Below are 26,473 nucleotides of genomic sequence, written 5' to 3' on the forward strand. Positions count from 1 at the left end.
CTGAGGGGAACAATGTAATTGTTGAGAGGGCGTCACGTGAAAAAAGTGGTGCCCTTCGTGATGTCAAAAGCAAAAAGTAAATGGGCTTTTGGGGAGATTATTAATGGCATTAGCACTTCCGTATAAACGTATTCTTTTAAAGGCTTCTGGTGAAGCTCTTATGGGAGGGCAGAATTTTGGCATTGATGTTTCTGTTGTAGACCGTATTGCCGCTGATATTGCAGAAGTGCGCACAATGGGGATAGAAGTTGCGGTTGTTATCGGTGGGGGAAATATTTTTCGTGGCGTTGCTGTTGCTTCGCATGGTGGGGACCGAGTGACAGGTGATCATATGGGAATGCTTGCAACTGCTATTAACTCTTTAGCATTGCGAACATCTTTGACAAAATTAGGGGTTGAAACTGTTGTACTCTCTGCGATTGCTATGCCACAAATTTGTGAAAGTTTCTCGCAACGTAAAGCAATAGCTTATATGAATCAGGGAAAAGTTGTTATTTTTGCAGGTGGTACAGGAAATCCATTTTTTACCACTGATTCTGCTGCTACTTTACGTGCAGCAGAAATTGGTGCGGATGTCCTTCTTAAAGGAACACAAGTTGATGGTATTTATTCAGCAGATCCAAAAATAGACCCTACGGCTAAGCGTTTTGACCAATTAACACATGTTGAAGTTTTGCAATGGGGATTATCTGTTATGGATTCAACGGCGGTCACTTTAGCACGTGAGAACAATGTACCGATTATTGTGTATTCCATTCATGAAAAAGGCGGTTTGGCTAAGGTCTTGAATGGAACAGGACGCTTTACAATAGTATCGGAATAAGGGTAAGCTTCAAAGGACAATTGAAGGAGACAGAAATATGAATGTTACATCAATTATGGATGATCTGAAACGTCGCATGGATGGTGCCATTACGGCTTTTAAACATGAATTAGGTGGTTTGCGGACTGGACGTGCATCGGCCAGTTTATTAGAGCCGTTGACCGTTGAATCTTATGGTTCTGTTGTGCATATAAATCAGGTTGCTAATATTTCTGTTCCCGAACCTCGGATGCTTTCTGTTTCTGTATGGGATAAAACGATGGTCGGAGCTGTAGAGCGCGCTATTCGCGATTCTGGTCTTGGTTTAAATCCCATAACTGATGGTACGAATCTACGTATTCCTTTGCCTGAGTTGAATGAAGAGCGCCGTAAAGAACTTGTAAAAATTGCGCATCACTATGCAGAGCAAGCGCGTGTTGCTACACGTCATGTCCGTCGGGATGGTCTGGACAATTTGAAAAAGTTAGAAAAAGATGGTGAAATTGGACAAGATGAAGCCCATAGTTTGTCTGAAAAAGTTCAAAAACTCACAGATGAAACTATTGCTGATATTGATAAAATTTTAGCCGTAAAGGAATCTGAAATTATGCACGTTTAAGACGGTTTTGTCGCTAGAAAAAGGATGTTACACTCCTAAGCCTGTAAATTGTTTCTAGGGATAATAGGAGGGGTGGTGTGTTCTGTGATAGCAAGGTGTGATGCAGGAAGGTATTCTATCATTTTGATATGGGAGAGACTGATTTGAAAGGGCAGATGTTTAAATTTTTTAATCTGCGTGGTAAATCATGCCCTTTGCTGGAAGACACTATTTAACAGCATAGTGTGGGCTTTTAGTTGAGTACGTCTTTGTTAAACTGCATAATGAAAGCATTATTAGAAATTATTCAAATATTCTAAGATGAAGGTTGGGGAAAGAATATTAAGCCTAACCTTTCTCTTATTTCTCATTATAAAACATGTGGGTATGATCGATCAAGCAGATGTCATGTGGCGTAATTCGTTTTTTAATGACGAATAGTTGATAGAAAAGTGTTTTTATACGAAACCTATATTAGTTAATTTGTATGGGGCAGAGGTAGCTGCTTTTTCATTTTATATTTGAGAAAATATTAAAAAAATATTTAGGATTAATCTTGACTGAGATTTTTGAAGCTGTTTTCATTGATTATTAGTCTCATAAGCGCTATCTTAGTAGACTGAATTATTTATGATAAATTATAAGAGAAATTATACAGGTATGAGATAAAAACACTGCGTAGGGGAATTTTTCTTGCGTTAATTTCAGGGCTTGTATTTTCTATTTTTATTGTTTGGATGTTGTTTTGTCTAATTTGGTTTATCGTATTCTGACAGCTTTTGTTTTTGGCGTTATTGCGTTGTATCTAACATGGTTGGGAGGAAACTTCTTTTTTTTATTTGTATGGTGTATTGGCGGTTTTGTTCTTTATGAGTGGATGAGTATTACTAAAGAGAAGTGGTGTGTTTTACAAAAAATATTAGCAAGTATCTTTTACTTGATCTTTGGCTTTTTTTTAGTGTTGAGTGTATCTGCTCCGTTGATTTTTTGTGTTTTAATCGTTTTGGCTGCGGTGTTGGCTATTATATCTATAAAAAAGAGTGGTTGGGTTTTTTGTGGTTTTTTATATGCATCTTTTCCTGTTGTTGCTTTATGCTTTCTACGGGATCATGAAATGTTGGGGTTCCAAGTTGTTATTTTCTTATTTACGATAGTGTGGGGAACAGATATTGGTGGTTATTTTATCGGACGTGCATTAGGGGGCCCTAAATTAGCACCACAATTTTCTCCTAATAAAACATGGTCAGGAGCACTTGGTGGTACATTTGTCGGAGTTTTCGGTGGTATATGGGTTGCTTTTGGATTTTTTGATATAAATTTAGCTAGTTTTTTTGTGCCACTCCTTACACTTGTTTTATCAATTGTTTCACAATTGAGTGATTTAGGGCAATCGTGGCTCAAAAGACGGTTTTCTGTTAAAGATTCTAGTTCTTTATTGCCTGGACATGGTGGTTTTATGGATCGTATAGATGGATTGGTAGGGGCAGCTTTTCTTCTTTATTTAATTGGTTCATTTATGTCTGATATGGATGCGCCTTTTAATCTTTTTAGTATGATCTAATTGGGAGAAGATCGTTTGGAACTTTTAAATCATATCGTCACTATGGGTGATTTTCTTTTAAGAAGTTTGAGTATTCTTTTCATCATTATGATTATCATTTTTGTGCACGAATTTGGGCATTATCTCATTGGTCGGTGGTGTGGTATTAAGGCGTTAATTTTTTCGCTTGGATTTGGACCAGAAATAGCGAGTTATACAGATAAGCATGGCACGAAGTGGCGTTTAGCACTTATCCCCTTAGGAGGTTATGTAAAATTTGTTGGGGATGAGGAAAAAATCGATACGGAATCATCCCAATCATCTCTGATTGTTGATGGTTCATTTGCTAGTGCGCATGCTTGGAAAAAAGCAGCAACTGTTTTTGCCGGTCCTTTCTTCAATGCCCTTTTTACTGTTGTTATTCTAACATTTTTTTTCTTTATCTATGGTCGTGTAGCCATTGAGCCCGTTGTTGGTTCTTTGGTAAAAGATAGCCCTGCTCTTCAATCCGGTTTGGAATTAGGTGATCGTTTTGTTGAAATGGATGGACGACGGGTTGAAAGCTTTGAAGATTTGATGAATTATGTAGCTTTTCATGGAAGAGAACCCATAGAGTTTAAAATAGAACGCATGGGGCGAGTCTTTACAACCATGATTACCCCGAAAGTCGTTGAGCGAGATGATGGATTTGGTAATCGAACACGAAGTGCTATGATAGGTGTAGGTGTTCCTGTTGATTTAAATAATCCAGCACATTTAGATCCAACTTATATAAAACATATTCGCTATGGTTTTGTAACAGCTGTAAGAGAAGCGTCAGACCGTACTGTGTTTATCGCCACTCAAACCGTTCTTTTTATGAGTCGTTTAATAGGAGGAAAAGAGGATCGTTGTCGGCTAAGTGGACCTTCTAAAACCGTTAAAATTGCTTGGAAAGTGAGCGAGACAGGTTTTATCTCTTTGTTGAATTTGGCAGCTTTTCTTTCAATAAGTGTTGGGCTTATTAACCTTTTTCCGATTCTACCGCTTGACGGTGGGCATCTTTTATTGCATGTCATTGAGGTCATTACTGGGAGGAGAATATCTACCAAAATTCAGGGAATTGTTTTTCGTTTAGGTTTTTCCATTCTTCTCCTTTTTATGATCTTTGTCTTTTTTAATGATTATTTTTGTTGGTTTAGCTAATTAAATTATGGAAAACGCTTTATAAATTAAGTAATAATAGCAAAAACAAATTTAAGGTTGTTTACCATGTCTACAAAATGTTGTGGCGTTGTAGATTATAATGAGTAATTAAGGAATGAAAAGTCTCGCTGTAAAGCTGTAAAAAGGTTGTTATGGCAGTTAGCTTTTTAAGGCATCATGTCCAAGGAACGAGAGTAAGGTAAAAAAGCCAATGACTACGAATTCAAAGTTTTTAAATGCAGCATCTGTATTGGTGTTAAAGATGGGGATGATTGCCCCAGCAACGGTTTTTATGTCAATTGCTGCGGTCGGAGAAATACAAGCGTCTGTAGTCCGCTCTATTGAGGTTCGTGGGAATAAGTTTGTAAGTTCTCAGGCGATTCGAGACAATATGGGGATTAAGGTTGGGCAAGGTGTTTCCAGTGGTGATGTTGATAGTGCTGTGAAGAACCTTTTCGAATTGGGTTTATTTTATGATGTTAAAATAAATCCGGTGGGTGATAAATTGGTTGTATTCGTAAAAGAATATGAGGTTGTCAATCAAATATTGTTTCAAGGAAATAAATCTTTTAAAGACCCAGATCTTAAGCGGTTTATTTCTTTAAAACCGAATGAGCCTTTTAATTCTGCTAAGCTTTCTGCTGATATAAATACAATTCGTGAGGCTTATAAAACTCTTGGTCGTAATAATATCACTGTTAACGTTCAAACGATTAACCTTGGAAAAGGGCGGGTTAATGTGGTATTTAATGTCGTTGAAGGGAAAAAAACAAAGATTGGTGATATCACTTTTAAGGGCAATAGTGTCTTTGGAAGTCGCCGTTTGCGTGATGTGATTTCAACAAAAACTTCAGGAATTTTTTCGAAGTTGTTGGGAGGTGATGTTTACAGTGAAGAGCGCCTCGCTGTTGATGAAGAAGCTTTACGTCGCTTTTATTATAACCGTGGTTATGCAGATTTTCGTGTAGTCTCTTCTAAAGCAACTTTTGATGCAGCAAGCAATACGTATAAAATTTCTTTCGTTCTTGATGAGGGTGCGCTCTATAAAATTAGCGATATTCAGGTTGAAAGTGATGTTGATGGAATTGACGTTCAATCTGTGAAAAGGGTGCTTAAAACCCAGCCAGGTAATGTTTATAGTGCAGAAGATATTGAACAGTCTGTTGCAACTATTAATAACAAAGTTGCTGATTCGGGATATGCTTTTGCTAAAGTTGAACCGCGGGGAAATCGTAATTTAGCAAATCATACAATTTCAATTTTATATAATATTGAACAGGGTACACGTGCTTATATTCAACGTATTGATATACGTGGCAATGAGAAAACGCGTGATTACGTCATTCGCCGTGAGATTGATTTAAATGAAGGAGATGCTTACAATCAAACTTTACTACAGCGGGCGAAACGTCGTCTAGAAAGTTTAGGTTTCTTCAAAGCCGTTAATATTTCAATGGTTCCCACAGATCAATCTGACCAAGTTGTTTTGGTAATAGATGTCGTTGAAGCTTCAACAGGAGATCTCTCTCTTTCTGGAGGGTATACAACAGGGGGAACAAGTCCTGGTATGTCACTTGAAGTTTCTGTTACTGAACGTAATCTTGGGGGACGTGGTCAATATGTTCGTTTAGGATTAGGTGCGGGGCAAGAAAAATCTCGTAATTATAATTTATCCTTTGTTGATCCTTATTTCTTAGGATATCGTTTATCTGCTGGCGTTGATGTTTTTCGTAGTACTTATCGTGCTGATAAAGCCTATGATGTACGGCAGACAGGTGGATCGTTGCGGTTTTCGTTACCTATTAATAATCAATTATCTGCTAATGTAGCTTATTCTTATGTGCAGGAAGAATATGATTTTGGCGGAGAGTATGATTTTGACAAAGAGGGTGACATAATAGAATTATATGGGAAATATTCTGGTGCGATTGTTCAAGCTGCAAAACACAGCCCTTGGAAACGTTCATCAATTAGTTATGGTTTCACCTATAATACGATTGATGATATGAGATCCCCCCATGATGGGTGGTACGTGCATCTGCTTCAGGAATATGCAGGGCTTGGTGGGAGTGCAAAGTTCTTGAAGACCACGGGTAAGGCGATGATGTACAAGACTCTTTCTGACCAGAAGGATATCGTTGGTTTGCTTTCCTTTGGGGGTGGTTATATCCATGAAGTAGGCAAAGAAGGTGTTCGTATTTTCGATATGTTTAAAGTAAATTCTGATATGATTCGAGGGTTCAAATATAATGGAATAGGTCCGCGCCAGGTTTCCAGTAAGGGTGAGGTTTATTTCTTGGGGGGAACGACATATATGAATGCGACTGCTGAAGTACAGTTTCCTATCCCTGTTGTGCCTGAAGGATTCGGGTTGCGCGGTGCTTTATTTGCGGATATTGCCACGCTTTATGGCAATAATTATAAAGCCGTTTTTCAGGGTGAACCGTCTGTTACCAATACCAAAAGTGCTTGGCGTTCATCTGCAGGTGTGAGTTTGATGTGGGATTCTCCGTTTGGTCCTTTGCGTTTTGATTATGCTTGGCCAATAACGAAGCAGGAAGGTGATCGTTTGCAACAATTGAATTTTGGTATTTCTACGAAGTTCTGATTTGAGCGATTTTAAGAAGGAAAAATTTGAAGAGAATAGCTTAAGCTGGGAGAGAAAGTGTTTTGATGGCGGATACATTTTTTTTTACGCCGTCCCGACGATTGACAGTTGCAAATGCTGCTGAGTTGACGGGTGCAAAGCTTCTTAATCCAGAGTTTTCTCATAAAGTTATCAATACTCTTTCTTCACTTGAGAGTGCGGTGGAAGGTTCGCTTGTTTTTGTAGAGCATCGGAAGTTTTCTGATGCTTTACTGGACAGTTCTGCTGTTGCTGTTTTGTGTACGAATGAGATTGTTTTTAAAGTTCCCGAAACTATGGCAATTTTGGTGACATCCACACCACAGCGTGACTTTGCTCAGATTGGTCGTATTTTGTTTCCAGATTCTGTCAAGCCAATGCCTTGGTTGGGGCAGAAGGGGATTTCATTACATGCGCATATTCATCCAACGGCTAAGTTGGCACATGATGTGTGTATTGAAGCTGGAGCTGTTATTGGTAAAAATGTTGAGATTGGTGCAGGAACTCTTATTTCATCCACAGCTGTTATCGGTGAAAATTGCCGTATTGGATGTGACTGCTATATTGCTCCTAAGGTAACAGTTCAGTGTTCTATAATAGGTGATAAGGTTCAGCTTTATCCTGGCGTTTGCATTGGACAAGATGGTTTTGGTTATGTTGGAGGTGGAGTTGGGATCGAGAAAATTCCACAGCTTGGTCGTGTTATTATTGAGGATGGTGTAGAAGTTGGTGCGAACACGACAATTGATCGTGGGACATTTCAAGATACTGTTATTGGTGAAGGAAGCAAGATTGATAATCTTGTACAAATTGCCCACAATGTAAAAATTGGACGCTATTGTCTTATTGCCGCTCAATGTGGCATTGCGGGAAGTACATCTATAGGGGATATGTCTCAGCTTGGCGGAAGTGTGGGAGTAGCTGATCACATCATAATAGGTAAATCTGTTCAGATTGCTGCTCGTAGTGGTGTTATGAATGACATTCCGGATGGCGAAAAATGGGGAGGTAGTCCAGCGCGACCATTTAAACAATGGTTTCGTGAAGTAGCGGCGTTGCGCAGTATGGGAAAAGTTAAAAAGGAGAAACGCTGATATGATCAGCAGTGAAAAAACTAAAAACTTAGAGGCTGTCGATATTGAAAAACTATTATCAATATTACCGCACCGTTATCCATTTTTATTGATTGATCGTATCGTTGATATTGATGGTGAACAAGAAGCGATTGGTATTAAAAATATAACGATTAATGAGCCACATTTTACGGGACATTTTCCCTCAAAGCCTGTTATGCCTGGAGTTTTGATTTTAGAAGCTATGGCACAAACGGCAGGAGCAATAGCACTTTTAAATTTAGGCAATAAGCAAACAAATTTAGTTTACCTTATGACGGTTGATAATGCGAAATTTCGTAAGCCGGTTATGCCTGGTGATCAGCTCAAGATTCATGTTCAGCTTTTGAAAAAAAGATCTGGTATGAGACGTTTTTCATGTGTTGCAAAAGTAGAAGATGTCCGCGTCGCTGAAGCAGAAATTGCTGCAATGATTGTCGAAGAAGAATAAACGATATTTGATGGGAATTTAAAAATGTCCGGTACGAAAATCCATCCAACTGCTCTTGTGGAGAAGGGAGCGCAGCTTGGTGAGAATGTACGCGTTGGACCATTTTGCCATATTAGTTCAGAGGCTGTTATTGGTGATGAATGTAGTTTGACAAGTCATGTTGTAATAATGGGAAAGACAACATTAGGAGCCAAGAGTAAAGTATTTTCTCATGCTGTTTTGGGGGCAGATCCGCAAAATAATAAACATAAAGGAGGAGCTACAACTCTTTTTATTGGTAAGAATTGTACGATTCGTGAAGGTGTAACAATGCATAGGGGTTCCGATTCGAGTGTAGGAATGACAGTTGTTGGTGATAATTGCCAATTTTTTTGTTATGCGCATATCGCTCACGATTGTTATGTAGGCAATCATGTAACATTTGCCAATAACGCAATGATTGCTGGTCATGTCACTGTTGGTGATTATGTGATTATTGGTGGTGGTGCTGCTGTTCATCAATTTGTTCGTGTTGGACATCATGCATTTATCGGCGGCGTATCTGCACTGGTTGGTGATCTGATACCTTATGGAACAGCTGTTGGTGTGCAGGCAAAACTTGCCGGCCTCAATATTATTGGCATGAAGCGTGCAGGACTTGAGCGTCAAGATATTCATGCACTCCGTCATGCGGTTGCCATGCTTTTTGATCATAGCAAACCATTTAAAGAGCGTGTTAGTGATGTTGCTTCTTTTTATTCTTCTTCTCAGTCTGTTTCTGAAGTTGTTAATTTTATTAAAGAAGAAGGAAAGCGTTTTTATTGTACACCAAAATTTGAAGGTGATAAAATAAAAGAACATAAGGATTAAAAATGCCTATTTGGGGAGCCAGAAGTTTTCTTTCCGGCCGTACTGCTATTATAGCAGGAAATGGTGTTCTACCGATTACTGTTGCGCAGACTCTTGAGAAGAATGGAGAAAATCCTTTTCTTGTGCTTTTGCATGGTGAGGCAGATTCTGTTCTTTATCGCTATGAGCATTGCGAGCTATCAATTGTAGAGTTAGCGCGACTCGTTAAAATTTTAAAAGAGGCTGGTGTATATAATGTTGTTTTGGCAGGTGGTGTGAAAAAGCGTCCACTTCTTAAACAATTGCGACTGGACTGGACAACATTTTTAGCTCTTCCTAAGTTAATCGGAGCTTTGAAGAGGGGGGACGATGCGTTATTAAAAGCTTTTATACGGGTTATTGAAGCACACGGTTTTTGTGTTATCGGTGCTCACGAAATAGTCCCAGATCTTTTAGCTCCCATAGAATTTAATTTAACAGTACGGCGCGCTACTCCAAAAGAGAAAAAAGATATTTTTTTAGCAGTAGAAGCAGCAAAGCTTTTAGGTCAATTAGATATCGGGCAAGCCGTTGTCGTTGTCCAAGGAAGGGTGGTTGCTCTGGAGGGTGCTGAGGGAACTGATAATATGCTGTGGCGTGTTTGTGAAATGCGAGAAAGAGGGCAAATTCCCCTTAAAGGTGGCATTCTTGTAAAATGTGCAAAACCACAACAGGATAATCGCGTTGATTTGCCATCAATTGGGCCAGCGACAATAATGAATATTGCAAAGAGTGGTTTATCTGGTGTTGCGGTGGAGGCAAATAGAAGTCTAATATTATCGGTGAAAACAACAATAGAAAAAGCCAACAAATATTCTCTATTTATAGAGACATTTGAAAGGTTTGGTCATGAATAATTGTTTCTTAAAGATTGCTGTGGTTTCAGGTGAGGAATCTGGTGATTTACTTGGGGCCGATTTAATTACTTGTTTATCACAACAGATAGGATGCAATATTCATTTGATTGGTGTTGGGGGGAGGCATTTAAAGGCATTAGGTTTAAAAAGCTTTTTTGATTCCCATGATATTGCTTTAATAGGTTTAAAGGAAGTATTGAAAAAACTACCATTGTTGTTGCTACATATTCGCAATTTATCCAAATTTATTGCACAAGAACAACCTGATTGTTTAATTATTATTGATAGTCCTGATTTCACACATCGTATTGCAAAAAAGGTACGTGCTTTAGCGCCTTCTATTCCTATCATTAAATATATTGCACCAACCGTTTGGGCATGGAGGCCAGAGCGTGCAAAAGCTATGCGTGGATTTGTTGATCATGTTTTAGCGGTTTTTCCTTTTGAAGAAAAGATTATGCAAGATTTGGGAGGCCCTGCCACGACCTATGTTGGACATCGTCTTTTGACATATCCTCCCCTTTTGAGAGTTCAGTCAGAAAAAAAAAGCCAATTAGAACAAAGAAATTTGATCGATACACAAATATCATCGCCTACATTAGTTATTTTGCCAGGATCACGCAATTTAGAAATTCGTTCCTTAATGCCTATTTTTCGAGAAACAGTAGAGATTCTTGTACAACGTATTCCTCATTTGCGTATTATTTTACCAACCTTACCTCATTTGGTAGATAGAATCCGTGATTTTGTGCAAGGCTGGAAAAGCAAGATAGAAATTGTCGTTGGTGAAGATGAAAAATGGCGTGCTTTTGCACAAGCAGATGTTGCTCTTGCGGCACATGGAACTGTTTCACTTGAATTAGCCTTAGCAAAAATTCCTATGGTTCTTTGCTATAAACTTGATCGTTTTTCTAAATTATTTATTTTTCCTAAAATGATGTTATGGAGTGCTGCTCTTCCAAATATTATTGCTGATAAGCCTATTGTTTCGGAATATTTGAATGAATTAATCCGTCCTGGTATGTTAGCAAGACAAGTAGAACAACTTTTGGCTAATCCTTTATTGCGACAGGCACAACTTGATGCCTTTGAGATGGTAGAACAGAAAATGAAAACTGAAGTACCATCGGGGGTTGTTGGCGCACAAACAATTATCGCTCTTTTAAAAAACAGGAATAAAATTGTATAAATAAAGCAATATTTTAATGATTAATATTTAATTTTAGCAAGAAAATTACAAGCACGTTGGCTTTTAGGATTGGTAAAAAATTCTTCAGAGGCTGTATCTTCAACAATTTTTCCATTTTCTAGAAAGAGTATTCTTTCTGAGACTTTACGTGCGAAGCCCATTTCATGGGTAACACAAAGCATTGTGATCCCTGTATCGGACAATCGAGCCATCACTTCCAAAACTTCTCCCACACTTTCTGGATCAAGAGCAGAGGTTGGTTCATCAAAAAGCATGACTTCAGGTTCCATACAAAGTGCACGGGCAATCGCAACACGTTGTTGTTGCCCACCAGAAAGTTGTAAAGGATATTTTTCACAGTGTTTTTCAATACCAACATGTGTTAAGTAACGAATTGCCCGTTCTTGTGCTTGTTGTTTGGAAAGCCCTTGAACGGTCATAGGTGCTAAAATACAATTTTGTATAACGCTCATGTGGGGAAATAAATTAAAATTCTGAAAGACCATTCCTATCTTACGAAGAACTTTTTTTTGCTGTTGTATAGGAGCGGTATGGATATCAACGTTATGGATACAGATTGAACCTTTTTGTGCTTGTTCTAATTGATTAATACAACGAATTAACGTTGATTTTCCTGATCCGGATGGTCCACAAATAACGATATGTTCACCAGCTTGAACATTAAAGTTGATATCATGTAGGACCTGAAAGTTTCCATACCATTTATTTAGATTTTGAATAGAGATCACTGGTTTTTTATTGGGAGAGATCGATTTATTATTTTTCAAATTCATCTTATTTTATTCTTTCATTGATGAATAACGTGATTAATTCAACATTTTGGTTTGGTAAAGTTTTTTATGATCATTTTATTTAACGTAAATATCGAGTGAGGCGCTGTTCGATAAAAACAATAAAACGATGAATGAGTTCAACGATAAAGAGATAGATAAGAGCAGCCCAAACGTAAACTTGAAAATCAAAAGTCCGTGAATAAGTGAGTTTAGCAACTCCCATTAAATCATAAACAGTAATAAGTGAGGCAACAGCACTGGATTTAATCATTAAAATCAACTCATTTCCTAGGGGGCGTAATGCTACAATCATTGCTTGTGGAAGAATAACTCTAAAAAATGTGACAGAGTTGCTTAAACCTAAAGCTTTTGATGCTTCACGCTGTCCAGTTGTTACGGATAAAAAACTTCCTTTAAAGATCTCAGATTGATAGGCAGCAGAATTGAGTGTAAAAATAAAAAGACAACAATACCACGCATTTTGAAAAAACCACCATAGTCCCACCTGTTGCCAAAAACTATTCATTGAACCAAGCCCATAATAAAAAAGAAAGAGTTGAGCTAATAAAGGAGAGCCACGGAAAAAATAGACATAAGCATTTGCAAAATATTGTAAAAATGTATTCTTTGATAGACGAGCAAAAGCGATAAGCATACCAAGAAAAAGACCTAGAGAACAAGAGATAGAAACAAGCTCAACAGTAACAATAAAGCCATTAATAAATTTGGGTCCATAATGGCTTAAAAGATCAGGATTAAAAAGGAAATAAAGCCACTCAGGAATCATTGACCTAGCACCTTTTTATAGCCTATTTGAGTGTATGTTTCCAAATGGCGTAAGATTGCAGTAAAAACCGCTGAAAATAACAAATAGAGTAAGCATGCTACAAAATAAAATAGCATGGGTTTATTGGTAGCAGCGACAGCTAAATTCGTTTGTCGCATGAGGTCAACAAGCGCGATGGTAGAAACAAGGGATGTATCTTTCAGTAAAGTAAGCCAATTATTAGAAAGTCCTGGCAAGGCATTTCGGATGAGCTGAGGGAAGACAATACGAAAAAATGTGGTTGACCGTGAAAGTCCTAAAGCTTTAGCCGCTTCATATTGACCTTTATCAAAAATATTAAATGCTCCAAGCCAAACTTCACAAGAAAAAGCTGCAAGAACCATACTAAGGGCAAGAACACCAGCAACAAATGCATTGATACTGAACATGATTTCAAAATTAAAATAGTCAAATAAATTTTGAATAAGGCTTTGTAATCCGTAGTAAACTAAAAACAAAGTTAAAAGCTCTGGTAGCCCACGGAATACTGTTGAAAAGAGGCGTGCCATAGCTTTGGCCATCTTAATATTGGATCGAATCATCACTGCATTGAGAAGTCCTAGAGGAAATCCAAGAAAGCCACAACATAATGCCAATGACAAAGTCATTCCTGCACTGGAAAGTATAACCACTCCCCATCCACCATTGCTAAATGATAGCAATGCTAAATTTTCAATCATTCCTGTGTTCCTCATGAAAGAGTTCGATAATATTTTTTAGCAATAACCAGTAAGTTTCATTTAAATATCATATCGATATTTAATAAACATCACCTGTAAAATACTTTCTCATAATTTTTTCATAAGTTCCATCCAAACGGATTTCTTTTAGCGCCTTATTGAACTTATTTTTAAGTTCATTATTATTTTGACGGACTGCAATTGCAATAGGAAATCTTGTTTCTTCTAGAGTTCCCAAGAGGAGACAGCAATCTTTTCCTTCATTTTTAAGCCAATTTAATGCTTGTAATTTATCAACAATAATCACATCAAGTCGATGATTTAAAAGGTCACGATTCACTTCTATTGTGGAAGGGTAGAGTTTGATTTTCACCTCTTTAGAAGCATAATGATCTTCTGCATAGAAAGCTTGTGTTGTATTTGATTGCACACCAAGATTTTTACCTCTAAAGTCTTGTGTCGAGATTTCTTTAATTCCCGAAGCTTTGGTAACGATAACAGCCAGTGCTGTATCGTAGTAAGGATCTGTGAAGTCAATTTTTTGTAAGCGCTCTTGTGTGAGAGAGAGGGAAGCAATGATAGCATCATATTTTTTTGCAATAAGTCCAGGGATCATTCCCTCGAAGTCTTGTGTAACAATAGTACACTCAACATTCATTTTTTTACAAAGTGCATAAGATATATCAATATCAAGTCCCTGCAATTTATTATTTGAGTCAATATAACTAAAGGGAGGGTAGGTGCCTTCACTCGCAATTTTTAATGTTTTCGCATCAGCCAATTGGGTGAATAGTACGGCGCTTATTATAAGAGCTCCTGCTAATAATTTCATGATGTTCTCCTATTGGATAAGCGGGCAAATATGAAATCATTATGTTTTTATAATCTGTAAGCTTTTTTGGAGCAATTCAAAAATTTATTAATGCTTATTTTAGATCATTATGTTGGGCATTATTATCAAAAAAAATAGATTTTGATACGATAAAAATACAACTTTATCGTTGTCATTAGATTCTATAAAGTGTTTAAATATTGAGGAACAATTAAAAATTATTTTGATAAATGTAAATTTTCTTATAGAAACGCCGAATTTCCAATTATACCTGCATGTCCAATAAAGAGTTAAAGATACTCCTTAAATATACAGATTGAATTTTAATTCATAGTGAGATCTAATCGATATCGAAAGTAAAATATTTTCTCATAATTTTCTCATAGGTTCCATCGGCGCGGATTTCTTCTATTGCTTTATTAAAACTGTTTTTAAGATCATTATTATTTTGACGGAGTGCAATTGCAATAGGAAAATTTGTTTTTTCTAGAGTTCCCAATAGGAGACAGCAGTCTTTTCCTTCATTTTCAAGCCAATTTAATGCTTTTAATTTATCAAAGATGATGATATCAAGCCGATGGCTTAAAAGATCACGATTAACTTCTGCTGCTGTAGGATAAAGTTTGATATTAACTCCTTCAGAGGCATAATGATCTTCCGCATATGCAGCTTGTGTTGTATTTGATTGTACACCAAGGTTTTTACCTCTAAAGGCTTGTGTTGAGATTTCTTTAATTTCCGAATTTTTGGTAACAATAACAGCGAGTGCTGTATTGTAGTAAGGATCTGTAAAATCAATTTTTTGTAAGCGCTCTTTTGTAGGAGAAAGGGAAGAAACAATAGCATCGTATTTTTTGGCAAGAAGACCGGGAATCATCCCCTCGAAGTCTTGTGTGACAATAGTACATTCAACATTCATTTTTTTGCAAAGAGCATAAGATATATCAATATCAAACCCTTGAAGTTCGTTATTTGAGTCAATATAACTAAATGGCGGATAAGAAGCATCGCTTGCAATTTTCAGCGTTTGAGAATTAGCCGATAGGGTAAATAGTGTCGCGCTTATTATAAGAACTCCTGCTAATAATTTCATTATGTTCTCCTATTAGATAAGCTGGCAAATATGAAACCATCATGAATTTTTATAATCTGTAAGCTCTTTTGGAGCAATGTAAAAAATTTATCTGTGGTCATTTTGCTATCATTATGCTGAATATCATTGTCAAAAAATAATTTCTTTTTATCAAGTATGGGAATAAAAAATACAGGAAAGAAGGACACCTCTATTGATTATATGATTTAATGATTTTACTTAAAAAATCAATAATTTATCTTTAAAAGAAAAACTATTAACTTAAATACAAAGAAAATTTCAGCTCTTAACAGGACAAAATGTAAAGTATTTTTATTCGAATCTATTTGAAGAGGGATAAGAAGTTTTGGCATCTTAGAAAAGCACTTAATGTAAGCCTTTTGCAATTTTATCTGAAGAAGATAGAAAGAAAAATTCTGACATTGCTAGATTTTAATATGTAATAGGGCTTTTAAACATGGGGGAATGATAGAGAATACATTTCTATTAAAGATAATGAGGATTATAAGGTAAAATTTTCAATTTCTTTTTGCTAAATGTTTGGCTAATTCGCAGAAAAGTATTCTCAATTTCTTTACAGAGCTAAAACTTAGAATTTTTTAGTAAATTTTTATGATGATGTTATCTCTGTAGAAAGAGTTTTAAAATCACGTTTTATAAAAATTCTTAAAGGATGTTTTTTGATTACTCTCAATAAAGCTTCAGTAAATTGAAGCTTTATTGATCTCTTTTTTTAATTTGCACGTTCATCTATAGGAACATAGTCACGCATAGCATAGCCTGTGTAGAGTTGTCGAGGACGACCAATTTTTTGTGCAGGGTCTTCAATCATTTCTTTCCATTGTGCCACCCACCCGACACTGCGCGCCAATGCAAAAAGGACAGTAAACATTTCAGTTGGAAAACCTAGAGCTTTTAATGTAATGCCGGAATAGAAATCAACATTGGGATAAAGCTTTTTCTCAATAAAATATTCATCACTTAAGGCAATTTTTTCAAGCTCTATTGCAATATCAAGAAGAGGGTCATCTTGAATGTTGAGTTCTTTTAAAACTTTATGACAGGTTTTTTGCATGATTTTTGCACGTGGATCATAATTTTTATAGACACGGTGCCCAAAGCCCATAAGGCGGAAAGGATCATTTTTATCTTTTGCACGTGCAATAAATTCAGGAATTCTTTTAATAGAACCTATTTCTTGTAGCATTTTTAGGCATGCTTCATTGGCACCACCATGTGCTGGTCCCCAAAGGCATGCAACTCCTGCTGCAATACAGGCAAACGGATTAGCACCTGAGGATCCAGCAAGACGTACCGTAGATGTAGAAGCATTTTGTTCATGATCTGCATGAAGGATAAAGATTTGATCCATCGCCCGAGCAAGCACAGGGTTTGTTTTATATTCTTCACAAGGAACTGCAAAGCACATATGGAGGAAATTTGCAGCATAATTAAGATCATTACGTGGATAAACAAATGCTTGTCCGATACTGTATTTATAGGCCATAGCAGCAAGCGTTGGAACTTTTGAGATAAGACGAACAGAAGCAATCATTCTCTGGTGAGGATCTGTAATATCAATAGAGTCGTGATAGAACGCAGACATAGCGCCAAGGCAGGCAACCATGACGGCCATAGGATGAGAATCACGACGGAAGCCATGGAAGAAGCGTGCAAACTGTTCGTGTACCATGGTATGCTGCATAATACATCGATCAAATTCATTTTTTTCTTGCTGTGTTGGGAGTTCACCATAAAGTAAAAGATAACAACTTTCGAGAAAGTCTCCTTTTTCAGCCAATTGATCAATAGGATAACCACGATAAAGCAATATACCTTTATCACCATCGATATAAGTAATTTTTGATTCACAAGAAGCTGTTGAAGTAAAACCAGGATCATAAGTAAAAATATCGGTTTTTTTGTAGAGAGAAGCAATTTCAATGACTTCAGGTCCACTCGTGCCTTTACGCAAGGGAAGCTCTACTTTTTTATCATTCACAATAATATATGCGTTATTCTCAGACATTCGGTATTCCTTTCAGATCCTTCACTTCTAAAAATTAAGACTCTGCTTCATCAGAGTGGGGGATGTATAACTGAAGCTTTTCTTACTTATATTAAGGGTAGATTGCCTCTAAAAGTGAGTACATGCAATCTAAAAATATTTCCTTATTGATCATTATTACTCAATAAGAAATGTATTTCAATGATATAACATAAAAAACTCTTTTAAGGCGCGTTGAGATATCTGTATAGATCCTTATTTGAGGAAATATACTCAGTGCACATCATGGGCATATTGTTGTGATAAGTTGGTCCTTGATGCGATGAAGGGATTCATCGCGTCCTAATAAAATAAGAATATCCAAAACACCTGGTGATGTTGCACATCCTGTAAGAGCTGCGCGAAGTGGTTGGGCGATAGATCCAAATTTGAGATTCTGTGTTTGGACACAAGAGCGAAGTGTTTCATCTAGAGTTTTTGTATCCCAAGAGGGGCACGCTTTCAGAGCAAGATAAAGATCGTTTAAAATGGTTCGTCCATTTTTATCTAAGAGCATTTGAGCTTTTTCATCAAGTTGTAAAGGTCGTTGCGTAAAAATGAAGGAGGCATTGTCAATCAGTTCGCACAGTGTTTTTGAACGTTCTTTCAAATGCGGGATTGCTTTTAAAAATTGAACACGGCGTTTTTCATCAAGTTTTTCAATAATTTGTGCTCCCCTATCGGTTTCTGGTAGAATATTAAGAGTGGCATCAAAAAGTTCTTGATCATTACTCATACGCATATAGTGTCCGTTGATGGAATCGAGCTTTTTGAGATCAAAACGAGCAGCACCTTTGTTAATATCCTCAATATCAAACCAAGAAATCATATCTTTAAGTGACATCAGTTCGTCATCACCATGACTCCAACCTAAACGGACAAGGTAATTGCGCAAAGCAGCAGGAAGATATCCCATTGTTCGGTAGGCATCAACACCGAGCGCACCATGTCGCTTTGATAATTTTGCACCGTTTTCACCATGGATAAGAGGAATATGGGCCATAACAGGAATGTCCCATCCCATTGCTTTAAAGATAATCGTTTGTCGGGCTGCGTTGGTAAGATGATCGTCACCACGTATAATATGTGTGATGCCCATATCATGATCATCAACGACAACAGCATGCATATAGGTAGGCGAACCATCAGAACGCAAAATAATGAAGTCATCGAGATCTTTATTAGGAAAACGGACATCACCTTGAACACGATCATGTACAATCGTTTCTCCATCTTGAGGGGCTTTGATGCGAATAACAGGCTTAACACCTTTAGGAGCTTCAGAACTATCACGGTCGCGCCAACGTCCATCATAACGTGGTGGGCGCCCTTCTGCACGGGCTTTTTCACGCATTTCAGCTAACTCTTCAGGTGAAGCATAACAATAATATGCTTTACCATTCTTGACCAACTGTTCAGCGATTTGGCGGTGACGTTCTGCACGTTCGAATTGCGAAATAGGGGCGCCATCGTAACTAAGACCCATCCAGTGCAAGCCATCTATAATGGCTTTTACAGCTGCTTCTGTTGAACGCTCTCGGTCTGTATCTTCAATTCGTAAAAGCATTTTTCCACCGGTATGTTTTGCATAAAGCCAATTAAAAAGAGCAGTACGAGCACCACCAATATGAAGGAAGCCAGTGGGTGAAGGGGCAAAACGAGTAATAACAGACACGAATATTTTCCTTTAAACTAAGATATTACTTATGGAATTTTATAGAAAAGTCATGTTAGCATAAGTGATGGGGCGTGCAATAGCCGTATTGCGAGTTAAAGTGGGGGACTGATGTTTTATAAAAGTAAAGAGGGTTTATCCGAAAAATCTGTTACAGAAGGAAAAAAGCCATGTCAGATAGGGCAGAGTGTTTTTTCTAGATATGATGATGCAAAGAACGGTAGCTATAACCAACAAAAACTTTTTTTATTGACACTCTTAAAAGAAGTAATCATTTTTTTTCGCAAATGGTTAGAAGATTGTATCAATAAAGAAGTTTCTTTTGGTATCCTTTTTTCGCTGATTTTAGTCTTTTTTGCCCTAGGAATCATTTTCTATTTTCATTTAGAGTGGGAACCAAGTTGGGGACAATTGGGGGCGTTGGTCAGTATTTTTCTGGGAATATTCTATGTTGCACGTTTTTATCGAAAAATATGGATTCCCGTGGGGTTTCTGTTTTGTATTATATTGGGTGCTTTAGCGGCAAAAATAGAAACGTGGCGTATTGCAACACCCATGCTAAGCAGTGACATTGTCACTACATTGACGGGAAGAATTGTTTCTATTGAGTCAGGTGCCAAAGGAGGATTTCGTTTAGTTTTGGAGATTTTGAATACAGAAAATCCTGTATTACGACATAGTCTTCATCGTGTTCGTTTATCGGCAAGATATTTGCCATCTGGCTTAGCGATTGGTGATGGACTGCATGGAAAAGTTAAGATTCGTGCATTCTCTGGGCCTGTGCGTCCAGGAGGCTACGATTTTAGTTTTCATAATTATTTTAAAAGAATTGGAGCACAAGGCGTTTATTTAGAAAAACCAAGAAAAATATTCGTTTCGCAGCCTGATGGAATATTCGCTATCATTCTACAGAAAATTGAAAATTTACGCACGAAGATGACACAAAGAATCCATATAGCCCTTGAAGGAGAAAAGGGGAGTGTTGCAGCTGCCCTCATAACAGGGCAGCGTGCTGGTATTTCAAATGAGACAAATGAAGCATTACGTACAGCTGGATTAGCTCATATTTTATCAATATCAGGTTTACATATGGCGTTGTTAAGCGGCATAGTTCTTTTGAGTATCCGTAGTTTTTTAGCATTTTTTCCAGTTTTTTCTTCCTATTATTCCAGTAAAAAATTTGCTGCTATCGTTGCTTTTATGATAACAGCTTTTTATTTGTTATTGTCGGGCTTAGCAATATCAGCGCAAAGAAGTTTTGTGATGATTGCTGTTATGTTGGTTGCTATATTGTGTAATCGCTCTGCTATAACAATGCGTAATTTTTCCATTGCAGGGTTGATAACTCTAGCGATGACACCCCATGAAATATTAGGTCCTAGCTTTCAAATGTCCTTTTCTGCGACTGCTGCTTTGATCGCTTTTTTTGATTGGTGGAGTGGAAGGTCATTTTTTCGTAAAAGAAAAACAACTCCCTCTTATGTTGGAGGAGGAGTGATAAATTTTGTTTTCTCATCGATGCTTTCAACATGTGCTTCTTCCTTTGTTGCAGGGAGTGCAAGTGGAATTTATGCTGCTTATCATTTTTCTAATATGGCATCTTTGAGCATTATTAGTAATGCTTTTGCTTTGCCTGTCATCTCAATTTTTGTCATTCCCTTTGGATTAATCGCAGTTCTTGCAATGTTAGGAGGATTCGAATGGCTTCCTCTTCAAATTATGGGTTTTGGAGTTGATCTTGTAATAAAGATTGCACATGCTATCAAGGCTATTTCTCCTGATTTGAATCCTGGTTTTATGCCGTTATCAGCGTTAGTTTTATTGAGTATAGGCTTGGTTGGACTGACTTTTTGCAAAACACCCATCCGGCTCTTTTTTAGTTTGTTTATTTTGGCAGGTATTTCTATTTGTGTAATGCATTCACCTGTACAACTGATTATAGCAGATAATATGCGTCTCGTGGGCGTTATCCATGATAAAAAATTATATATTGATCGTTACCATATTTCTAAGTTCACGACATCCATATGGAAAAAGTCATTTCGTGTGAATGAAACGATTAAACCAACAAAATATGGTCCTTCGTTGCACGGACAATTTATTTGTGATTATCATGTATGTACATCTTTATTGGATAATGGATTAAAAGTGATCGTTTTACAGAGAGAAACAGATCAATGTGTAGAGGCAGATATTCTCATTCAGACATTTATGATGCATAATCCAACTTGTTACAAGAAGGCAAAAATAATATTTATGCCTCAACAATTGTTATCACGAGGAAGCGTTATGATGACCAAAGGTGGAGATATTATTTGGTCTTCTCTAGGGTTTCATAGACCATGGAATATGCACAGACAGCATTCATAAAAACATATAATCGGTCATATTTTGCTTCACATTTGGATAATGACAAAACAAAAAATAACAGAAGACTTTTCTCATAATATTTTACGGTATTTAGATTGGTAATTTTATCAATGTCATTGAAACGAGATAATAATCTACAGTTTTCTAGAAATAGATGATTTTTTATATCTGATCATTTTAATTTTTTCAAAAAAATTGATATGTGCATCTTTGTGCATCCTATTGATAGCACAAGATAAATCAAAAATTCTTATTGAATGAAAAAAATGCTAACAAATCTTCTCAAAGAAATAAAAAAGATAATTGTTGATTATTCTATTTTATTCTTATCATATATTTCTATAACGGGTAACATCTCTTCAAGCAAAAGATGATGGTAAATTTAAATAGATTGCGTCAAGAGGTTATCTTTTATTATCATTATTATCGGTGGTAATAGGGGTGATAAATGCTGCTTATGCGGATAGAAGGCAAAGTCATTCATGAATGTTCAGCAGTTAAAAAAAATGGCAGCTATTAAAGCGCTTGAGTTTGTTGAAGATGGTATGCGGCTTGGTATCGGATCTGGTTCGACAGTCAATGAATTTATTCGTCTTCTAGGTGAGCGTGTTGCGGATGGTTTGCGTGTGACTGGTGTTGCTACTTCAAGATATTCTGAACAACTCTGTCATAAGTTTGGAGTGCCTGTTAGCACTTTAGAACAAATACCTGAGCTGGACCTTGATATTGACGGAGCAGATGAAATTGGTCCTGAGATGATGCTCATTAAAGGGGGAGGGGGAGCATTGTTGTATGAAAAAATTGTAGCATCGGCATCTCGTGCAATGCTTGTCATTGCGGATGAAACAAAGGTGGTAAAAAGACTTGGTGCTTTTGCACTACCAATTGAAGTTAATCCATTTGGTATCCACACAACATGCAGAGCCATTGAAAAAGTCGCTGATGATTTAGGGCTTTCTGGAAAAATTTCATTGCGAATGAATGGAAAAGATCCTTTTGAAACAGATGGTGGCCATTTTATTCTTGATGCATTTTGGGGCTGCATTTTGCAACCAAAACCATTATCGGATGCACTTCTTGCTATTCCTGGTGTTGTTGAGCATGGCCTTTTTTTGGGGTTGGCTTCACGTGCAATTGTCGCTATGGCTGATGGTCAAATAAAAGTTTTAGAACCGTTTGATTTTTAGAAAAGGCATTTACATGATGATATGTTAGCACAGTAAATAAAGGGTCTTAAAGATTTTAGGTAGAATAACGAATTAAAATTATAATTAGCTATCGGGGTAATCATTAAATGAAAATAATATTTTCTTTTCAGCGTTTTGTCGTATATTTTAGTGTAATTGCTATTTTTTTTGTAAATGTTGGAACGGTTTATGCACAAGGTGTGAGTGATCAACATTTGGATTCAGCGCGAAAGGCAATCAGAGCTATTCATGCAACGGATCAATTTGATAGTTTTTTACCAAATGCGGTCCATGATTTCAAAAATGAACTGATCAGCGATGATCCGAATTTAGCAACAGCTATTTCTGATATTGTTGATAAGCAGGCGCTTGCTTTAATTAAAAGGCGCTCTGATCTAGAAAAAGAGATTGCTCATGTATATGCAAAATATTTTACTCAAAAAGAGCTTGATGCGATAACAACATTTTATAATTCTGATACCGGTAAAAAGTTTTTGACAGAAGTCCCCAATATTGCACGTGATTCTTATTCAGCATTTGATATATGGCGTACTGCTCTTATGCGGGATCTTGTAGAAAATGTGAAAAAAGAGATGTCTGAAACACTTAATTTGAATAATTCTACTATGCCTACAAATATGCCAATAAAATCAGAATCTTCAGAAAATAAAAAATAGCTTGATCGATATCATGACAACAATGGGCAATTTCTGATTTTTTTAATAGCGGCGGTTTTCCCGCCGTTTTTAATATTTTAATGAGAGTAGGTCTTTTTAGAATACTGCTTTATAAAAAATGCTTCTTCAAAAGAAAAAAAGACTTTCATTTGATAATAAAAGACCTTAGCCTACTCTTGCAGCTATATAAGAAGGAATAATTCGTGGGCTCTTTTGATTTTGATTTATTTGTTATTGGAAGTGGTTCTGGTGGAGTGCGTGCAGCACGGCTTGCTGGAGGTCTTGGCAAGCGGGTCGCTATAGCAGAGGAATATCGTATAGGGGGCACTTGTGTTATTCGTGGTTGCGTTCCCAAAAAACTTTATGTTTATGCATCACAATATGTAAAAGAATTTAAGAAAAGTGTTGGTTTTGGGTGGGAATATGCGGATCCAATTTTTAGCTGGGAAAAGTTGGTTGCAGCTAAAAATAAAGAAATATCAAGGTTAGAAGGGCTGTATCGTAAGGGATTAGAAAATAACAATGTGCATATTTATGAAAGTCGTGCTACTTTTATAGATGATCACACATTAGAGCTTTCTGCCACGGGTGAGCGGGTAAGTGCAGAAAAAATTTTGATTGCAACGGGAGCAAAATTTGCACAAAATACTCCCATAGAAGGTGGTGAATTTTGCCTTACTTCTAATGAGATTTTTGACCTTGATCAACTCCCAAAATCAATAGTCATTGTTGGTGGAGGGTATATTGGTGTTGAATTTGCTAATATTTTTCATGAATTAGGTGTAAAAACAACACTCCTCCATCGGAGTGATTTAATCCTTCGTAATTTTGATCATGATTTGCGGCAATTGCTCAGCGATGCAATGATTGAAAAAGGGATTTCTATTCTCTACGGAATAACAATTTCTAAAGTGCAGGCTGCAGAAAATTGTTATGAAGTTGTTTTATCAAATGGGAAAATAATCAGTGCCGATCAGATTATGTTGGCTACGGGGCGTGTACCAAATACAACGGGTTTAAGACTTGATAGGGCAGGTGTTAAAGTGGATGAATTTGGTGCAGTTGTTGTTGATGAGAAAATGACAACAAATATCCCCCATATTTGGGCTGTTGGTGATGTAACAGGTCATATTCAATTAACACCTGTTGCGATTCATGATGCAATGTGTTTTGTTAAGACAGCATTTGAGAATATTCCCACAACACCTGATTATGATTTAATTACAACAGCAGTTTTTTCACAGCCAGAGATTGGAACGGTGGGTCTTTCAGAAGAAGAGGCGGTAAAGCGTTATAAGCGTCTTGAAATTTATCGTACAGTTTTTCGTCCTATGCGTAATGTTCTTTCTGGTAGTTCAGAGAAAATGCTTATGAAACTCATTGTTGATGGTGAAAGCCGTATTGTTGTGGGCGCTCATATTTTAGGGGAAAATGCTGGTGAGATGGCACAGCTTATAGGGATATCTCTCAAGGGTAAGCTGACGAAGGATATCTTTGACGAGACGATGGCAGTGCATCCAACGATGGCAGAAGAATTGGTAACAATGTATAAACCAAGTTATATATATGAAAATGGGAAGAAAATAGAAAGTTAAACAGCATATATTATGGTAAAAAGTTTTTGATATGCTAATCTTTAAGCTTAATCTTTAGAGAGAGTGTAATGATAAAAGAATGGGCGCCTGACACTTGGAGAACAAGGCCAATTAAACAAGTTCCGACTTATCCGGATAAGTCTATGTTAGAAGATGTTGAGCGAAAACTGAGAAGCTATCCTCCTTTAGTTTTTGCAGGTGAAGCACGTGATTTAAAAAATGAATTAGCAGCCGTTGCGAAAGGCCAAGCTTTTTTATTACAAGGTGGTGATTGTGCCGAAAGCTTTGCAGAACATGAAGCTGATAATATCCGTGATTTTTTTCGCGTATTTTTGCAAATGGCGATTGTTTTAACCTTTGGTAGTTCTAAACCGGTTGTTAAAATTGGTCGTATTGCTGGTCAATTTGCAAAGCCTCGCTCTTCTGATATAGAAAGAAAAGAGGGGGTTGAATTTCCTGCTTATCGTGGGGATATTATTAATGGCATTGAATTTGAAGCCGGTTCTCGTATTCCAGATCCGCAACGGATGTCTATGGCTTATCGCCAATCTGCGGCAACACTTAATCTATTGCGTGCTTTTTCACAAGGTGGCTATGCTAATTTAGAAAATGTTCACACATGGATGTTGAGTTTTGTTTCTAACAGTCCGCAGGGGGAACGTTATGAATTATTGGCAGAGCGTATTTCTGAAGCAATTGATTTTATGCGTTCTATAGGGATTACATCCAAAACACATTCTTCATTGCGTGAAACATCTTTTTATACCAGTCATGAAGCACTGTTGCTTGGTTATGAAGAGGCTTTGACTCGGATTGATTCAACTTCAGGAAATTGGTATGCAACATCTGGTCATATGCTATGGATTGGTGACCGTACGCGTCAGATTGACCATGCTCACGTTGAATATTGTCGCGGCATTAAAAATCCTATAGGATTAAAATGTGGTCCTTCCATTGAGTCTGATGAGCTTTTAAAATTAATTGATATTTTAAATCCTGAAAACGAGTTGGGGCGGCTTACTCTCATTACGCGCTTTGGTTATGATAAAGTTGAACGTTATCTGCCTAAACTCATCCGTGCCGTTGAACGCGAGAAGCGTGCGGTTATATGGTCATGTGATCCAATGCATGGCAATACAATTACTGCCAATGGTTATAAGACGCGTCCCTTTGATTATGTTTTAAAAGAAGTAGAGAATTTTTTTGCAGTGCATCGTGGAGAAGGAACTTATCCAGGGGGCATTCATATTGAGATGACAGGTCGTGATGTTACTGAATGTACAGGAGGGGCGCATGCCATTTCTGTGGACGATCTATCTGATCGTTATCATACGCAATGTGATCCTCGGCTAAATGCAGATCAAGCGTTAGAATTGGCTTTTCTTGTTGCTGAACTCCTTAAAAAAAATCGTGCGACTGACTCGTTAGCAATTGCTGCTGAGGGGTAGGCAAAAATTTACTTAATATTTT

At 37.1% G+C, this 26,473-nt stretch carries 22 protein-coding genes; 15 read left to right on the top strand and 7 right to left on the bottom strand.

Annotation, left to right across the window (positions count from 1 at the left end; all coding sequences use genetic code 11):
• Nucleotides 1–103 precede the first annotated feature (103 nt).
• The 10 genes from pyrH (at nt 104) to lpxB (ending at nt 11,227) form a co-directional block, all read left to right on the top strand.
• Nucleotides 104–823 carry a UMP kinase gene (pyrH, locus tag ACFILL_RS06780; protein ID WP_273790666.1) on the top strand — a complete coding sequence of 240 codons (720 nt, stop codon included), beginning with the start codon at nt 104–106 and terminating at the stop codon, nt 821–823.
• Between the two features lie 37 nt (nt 824–860).
• Nucleotides 861–1,421, top strand: a complete 561-nt coding sequence (frr, locus tag ACFILL_RS06785; protein WP_273790667.1) for a ribosome recycling factor — start codon at nt 861–863, stop codon at nt 1,419–1,421.
• 724 nt (nt 1,422–2,145) lie between these two features.
• On the top strand, nt 2,146–2,961 hold the full coding sequence (locus tag ACFILL_RS06790) for a phosphatidate cytidylyltransferase (RefSeq protein WP_273790668.1): 816 nt from the start codon (nt 2,146–2,148) through the stop codon (nt 2,959–2,961).
• Nucleotides 2,962–2,976: 15 nt separating this feature from the next.
• Nucleotides 2,977–4,125: an RIP metalloprotease gene (locus ACFILL_RS06795; protein ID WP_273790669.1), complete on the top strand. Its 1,149-nt coding sequence runs from the start codon at nt 2,977–2,979 to the stop codon at nt 4,123–4,125.
• 211 nt (nt 4,126–4,336) lie between these two features.
• The gene (gene bamA, locus ACFILL_RS06800; RefSeq protein ID WP_273790670.1) at nt 4,337–6,733 is read left to right on the top strand and encodes an outer membrane protein assembly factor BamA; all 2,397 of its coding nucleotides are present in this window, start codon (nt 4,337–4,339) and stop codon (nt 6,731–6,733) included.
• A gap of 65 nt (nt 6,734–6,798) precedes the next feature.
• Nucleotides 6,799–7,845, top strand: a complete 1,047-nt coding sequence (lpxD, locus tag ACFILL_RS06805) for a UDP-3-O-(3-hydroxymyristoyl)glucosamine N-acyltransferase (RefSeq protein WP_273790671.1) — start codon at nt 6,799–6,801, stop codon at nt 7,843–7,845.
• A gap of 1 nt (nt 7,846) precedes the next feature.
• Nucleotides 7,847–8,314, top strand: coding sequence for a 3-hydroxyacyl-ACP dehydratase FabZ (gene fabZ, locus ACFILL_RS06810; protein ID WP_375616791.1), 468 nt, complete (start codon nt 7,847–7,849; stop codon nt 8,312–8,314).
• A 24-nt stretch (nt 8,315–8,338) separates the two neighbouring features.
• Nucleotides 8,339–9,163 (top strand): acyl-ACP--UDP-N-acetylglucosamine O-acyltransferase, encoded by an 825-nt coding sequence (gene lpxA / locus ACFILL_RS06815; RefSeq protein ID WP_273790673.1) that lies wholly within the window; start codon nt 8,339–8,341, stop codon nt 9,161–9,163.
• Nucleotides 9,164–9,165: 2 nt separating this feature from the next.
• Nucleotides 9,166–10,038, top strand: a complete 873-nt coding sequence (locus ACFILL_RS06820) for an LpxI family protein (RefSeq protein WP_375643547.1) — start codon at nt 9,166–9,168, stop codon at nt 10,036–10,038.
• Nucleotides 10,031–11,227: a lipid-A-disaccharide synthase gene (gene lpxB, locus ACFILL_RS06825; protein ID WP_375643546.1), complete on the top strand. Its 1,197-nt coding sequence runs from the start codon at nt 10,031–10,033 to the stop codon at nt 11,225–11,227. Before ACFILL_RS06820 ends, lpxB begins: the two co-directional genes overlap by 8 nt.
• Nucleotides 11,228–11,247: 20 nt before the next feature.
• Here the strand turns inward: lpxB and ACFILL_RS06830 are convergent, their stop codons facing one another.
• From ACFILL_RS06830 to gltX, 7 genes are all read right to left on the bottom strand, one after another.
• Entirely contained in the window at nt 11,248–12,021 is a 774-nt protein-coding gene (locus ACFILL_RS06830) for an amino acid ABC transporter ATP-binding protein (protein WP_273790676.1), read from the bottom strand.
• 79 nt (nt 12,022–12,100) lie between these two features.
• Nucleotides 12,101–12,808 carry an ABC transporter permease gene (locus ACFILL_RS06835; protein ID WP_273790677.1) on the bottom strand — a complete coding sequence of 236 codons (708 nt, stop codon included), beginning with the start codon at nt 12,806–12,808 and terminating at the stop codon, nt 12,101–12,103.
• Nucleotides 12,805–13,527 (bottom strand): ABC transporter permease, encoded by a 723-nt coding sequence (locus ACFILL_RS06840; protein ID WP_273790678.1) that lies wholly within the window; start codon nt 13,525–13,527, stop codon nt 12,805–12,807. Before ACFILL_RS06840 ends, ACFILL_RS06835 begins: the two co-directional genes overlap by 4 nt.
• A 79-nt stretch (nt 13,528–13,606) precedes the next feature.
• Nucleotides 13,607–14,359: a transporter substrate-binding domain-containing protein gene (locus ACFILL_RS06845; RefSeq protein ID WP_375631231.1), complete on the bottom strand. Its 753-nt coding sequence runs from the start codon at nt 14,357–14,359 to the stop codon at nt 13,607–13,609.
• A 340-nt stretch (nt 14,360–14,699) separates the two neighbouring features.
• Nucleotides 14,700–15,452: a transporter substrate-binding domain-containing protein gene (locus ACFILL_RS06850; RefSeq protein ID WP_273790680.1), complete on the bottom strand. Its 753-nt coding sequence runs from the start codon at nt 15,450–15,452 to the stop codon at nt 14,700–14,702.
• A gap of 733 nt (nt 15,453–16,185) precedes the next feature.
• Nucleotides 16,186–17,481, bottom strand: coding sequence for a citrate synthase (gene gltA, locus ACFILL_RS06855; protein ID WP_273790681.1), 1,296 nt, complete (start codon nt 17,479–17,481; stop codon nt 16,186–16,188).
• 262 nt (nt 17,482–17,743) lie between these two features.
• Nucleotides 17,744–19,174, bottom strand: a complete 1,431-nt coding sequence (gene gltX, locus ACFILL_RS06860) for a glutamate--tRNA ligase (RefSeq protein ID WP_375643545.1) — start codon at nt 19,172–19,174, stop codon at nt 17,744–17,746.
• A 111-nt stretch (nt 19,175–19,285) separates the two neighbouring features.
• Between gltX and ACFILL_RS06865 the strand changes: the two genes are divergently transcribed.
• The 5 genes from ACFILL_RS06865 to ACFILL_RS06885 all read left to right on the top strand — a co-directional run bounded on the left by ACFILL_RS06865 (nt 19,286) and on the right by ACFILL_RS06885 (nt 26,451).
• Nucleotides 19,286–21,544, top strand: a complete 2,259-nt coding sequence (locus ACFILL_RS06865) for a ComEC/Rec2 family competence protein (protein WP_375643543.1) — start codon at nt 19,286–19,288, stop codon at nt 21,542–21,544.
• Between the two features lie 482 nt (nt 21,545–22,026).
• Nucleotides 22,027–22,731, top strand: coding sequence for a ribose-5-phosphate isomerase RpiA (gene rpiA / locus ACFILL_RS06870; RefSeq protein ID WP_273790684.1), 705 nt, complete (start codon nt 22,027–22,029; stop codon nt 22,729–22,731).
• 107 nt (nt 22,732–22,838) lie between these two features.
• Nucleotides 22,839–23,408: a DUF2059 domain-containing protein gene (locus tag ACFILL_RS06875; RefSeq protein WP_375643542.1), complete on the top strand. Its 570-nt coding sequence runs from the start codon at nt 22,839–22,841 to the stop codon at nt 23,406–23,408.
• A gap of 203 nt (nt 23,409–23,611) precedes the next feature.
• Nucleotides 23,612–25,003 (top strand): glutathione-disulfide reductase, encoded by a 1,392-nt coding sequence (gene gor, locus ACFILL_RS06880; protein WP_375643541.1) that lies wholly within the window; start codon nt 23,612–23,614, stop codon nt 25,001–25,003.
• A 68-nt stretch (nt 25,004–25,071) separates the two neighbouring features.
• The gene (locus ACFILL_RS06885) at nt 25,072–26,451 is read left to right on the top strand and encodes a class II 3-deoxy-7-phosphoheptulonate synthase (protein ID WP_273790687.1); all 1,380 of its coding nucleotides are present in this window, start codon (nt 25,072–25,074) and stop codon (nt 26,449–26,451) included.
• The last annotated feature ends 22 nt before the right edge of the window (nt 26,452–26,473 follow it).

The sequence above is a fragment of the Bartonella sp. AP20NXHL genome (assembly GCF_042196165.1).
Classification (GTDB): domain Bacteria; phylum Pseudomonadota; class Alphaproteobacteria; order Rhizobiales; family Rhizobiaceae; genus Bartonella.

Bases quoted from the DNA above. Each gene is read 5' to 3' on its own strand.
- gltA (WP_273790681.1), bottom strand. From the start codon at position 17,481: ATGTCTGAGAATAACGCATATATTATTGTGAATGATAAAAAAGTAGAG.
- lpxB (WP_375643546.1), top strand. From the start codon at position 10,031: ATGAATAATTGTTTCTTAAAGATTGCTGTGGTTTCAGGTGAGGAATCT.
- ACFILL_RS06865 (WP_375643543.1), top strand. From the start codon at position 19,286: ATGTTTTATAAAAGTAAAGAGGGTTTATCCGAAAAATCTGTTACAGAA.
- lpxA (WP_273790673.1), top strand. From the start codon at position 8,339: ATGTCCGGTACGAAAATCCATCCAACTGCTCTTGTGGAGAAGGGAGCG.
- fabZ (WP_375616791.1), top strand. From the start codon at position 7,847: ATGATCAGCAGTGAAAAAACTAAAAACTTAGAGGCTGTCGATATTGAA.
- bamA (WP_273790670.1), top strand. From the start codon at position 4,337: ATGACTACGAATTCAAAGTTTTTAAATGCAGCATCTGTATTGGTGTTA.
- ACFILL_RS06835 (WP_273790677.1), bottom strand. From the start codon at position 12,808: ATGATTCCTGAGTGGCTTTATTTCCTTTTTAATCCTGATCTTTTAAGC.
- rpiA (WP_273790684.1), top strand. From the start codon at position 22,027: ATGAATGTTCAGCAGTTAAAAAAAATGGCAGCTATTAAAGCGCTTGAG.
- frr (WP_273790667.1), top strand. From the start codon at position 861: ATGAATGTTACATCAATTATGGATGATCTGAAACGTCGCATGGATGGT.
- lpxD (WP_273790671.1), top strand. From the start codon at position 6,799: ATGGCGGATACATTTTTTTTTACGCCGTCCCGACGATTGACAGTTGCA.
- ACFILL_RS06850 (WP_273790680.1), bottom strand. From the start codon at position 15,452: ATGAAATTATTAGCAGGAGTTCTTATAATAAGCGCGACACTATTTACC.
- ACFILL_RS06840 (WP_273790678.1), bottom strand. From the start codon at position 13,527: ATGATTGAAAATTTAGCATTGCTATCATTTAGCAATGGTGGATGGGGA.
- ACFILL_RS06885 (WP_273790687.1), top strand. From the start codon at position 25,072: ATGATAAAAGAATGGGCGCCTGACACTTGGAGAACAAGGCCAATTAAA.
- ACFILL_RS06830 (WP_273790676.1), bottom strand. From the start codon at position 12,021: ATGAATTTGAAAAATAATAAATCGATCTCTCCCAATAAAAAACCAGTG.
- pyrH (WP_273790666.1), top strand. From the start codon at position 104: ATGGCATTAGCACTTCCGTATAAACGTATTCTTTTAAAGGCTTCTGGT.
- ACFILL_RS06820 (WP_375643547.1), top strand. From the start codon at position 9,166: ATGCCTATTTGGGGAGCCAGAAGTTTTCTTTCCGGCCGTACTGCTATT.
- ACFILL_RS06875 (WP_375643542.1), top strand. From the start codon at position 22,839: ATGAAAATAATATTTTCTTTTCAGCGTTTTGTCGTATATTTTAGTGTA.
- ACFILL_RS06845 (WP_375631231.1), bottom strand. From the start codon at position 14,359: ATGAAATTATTAGCAGGAGCTCTTATAATAAGCGCCGTACTATTCACC.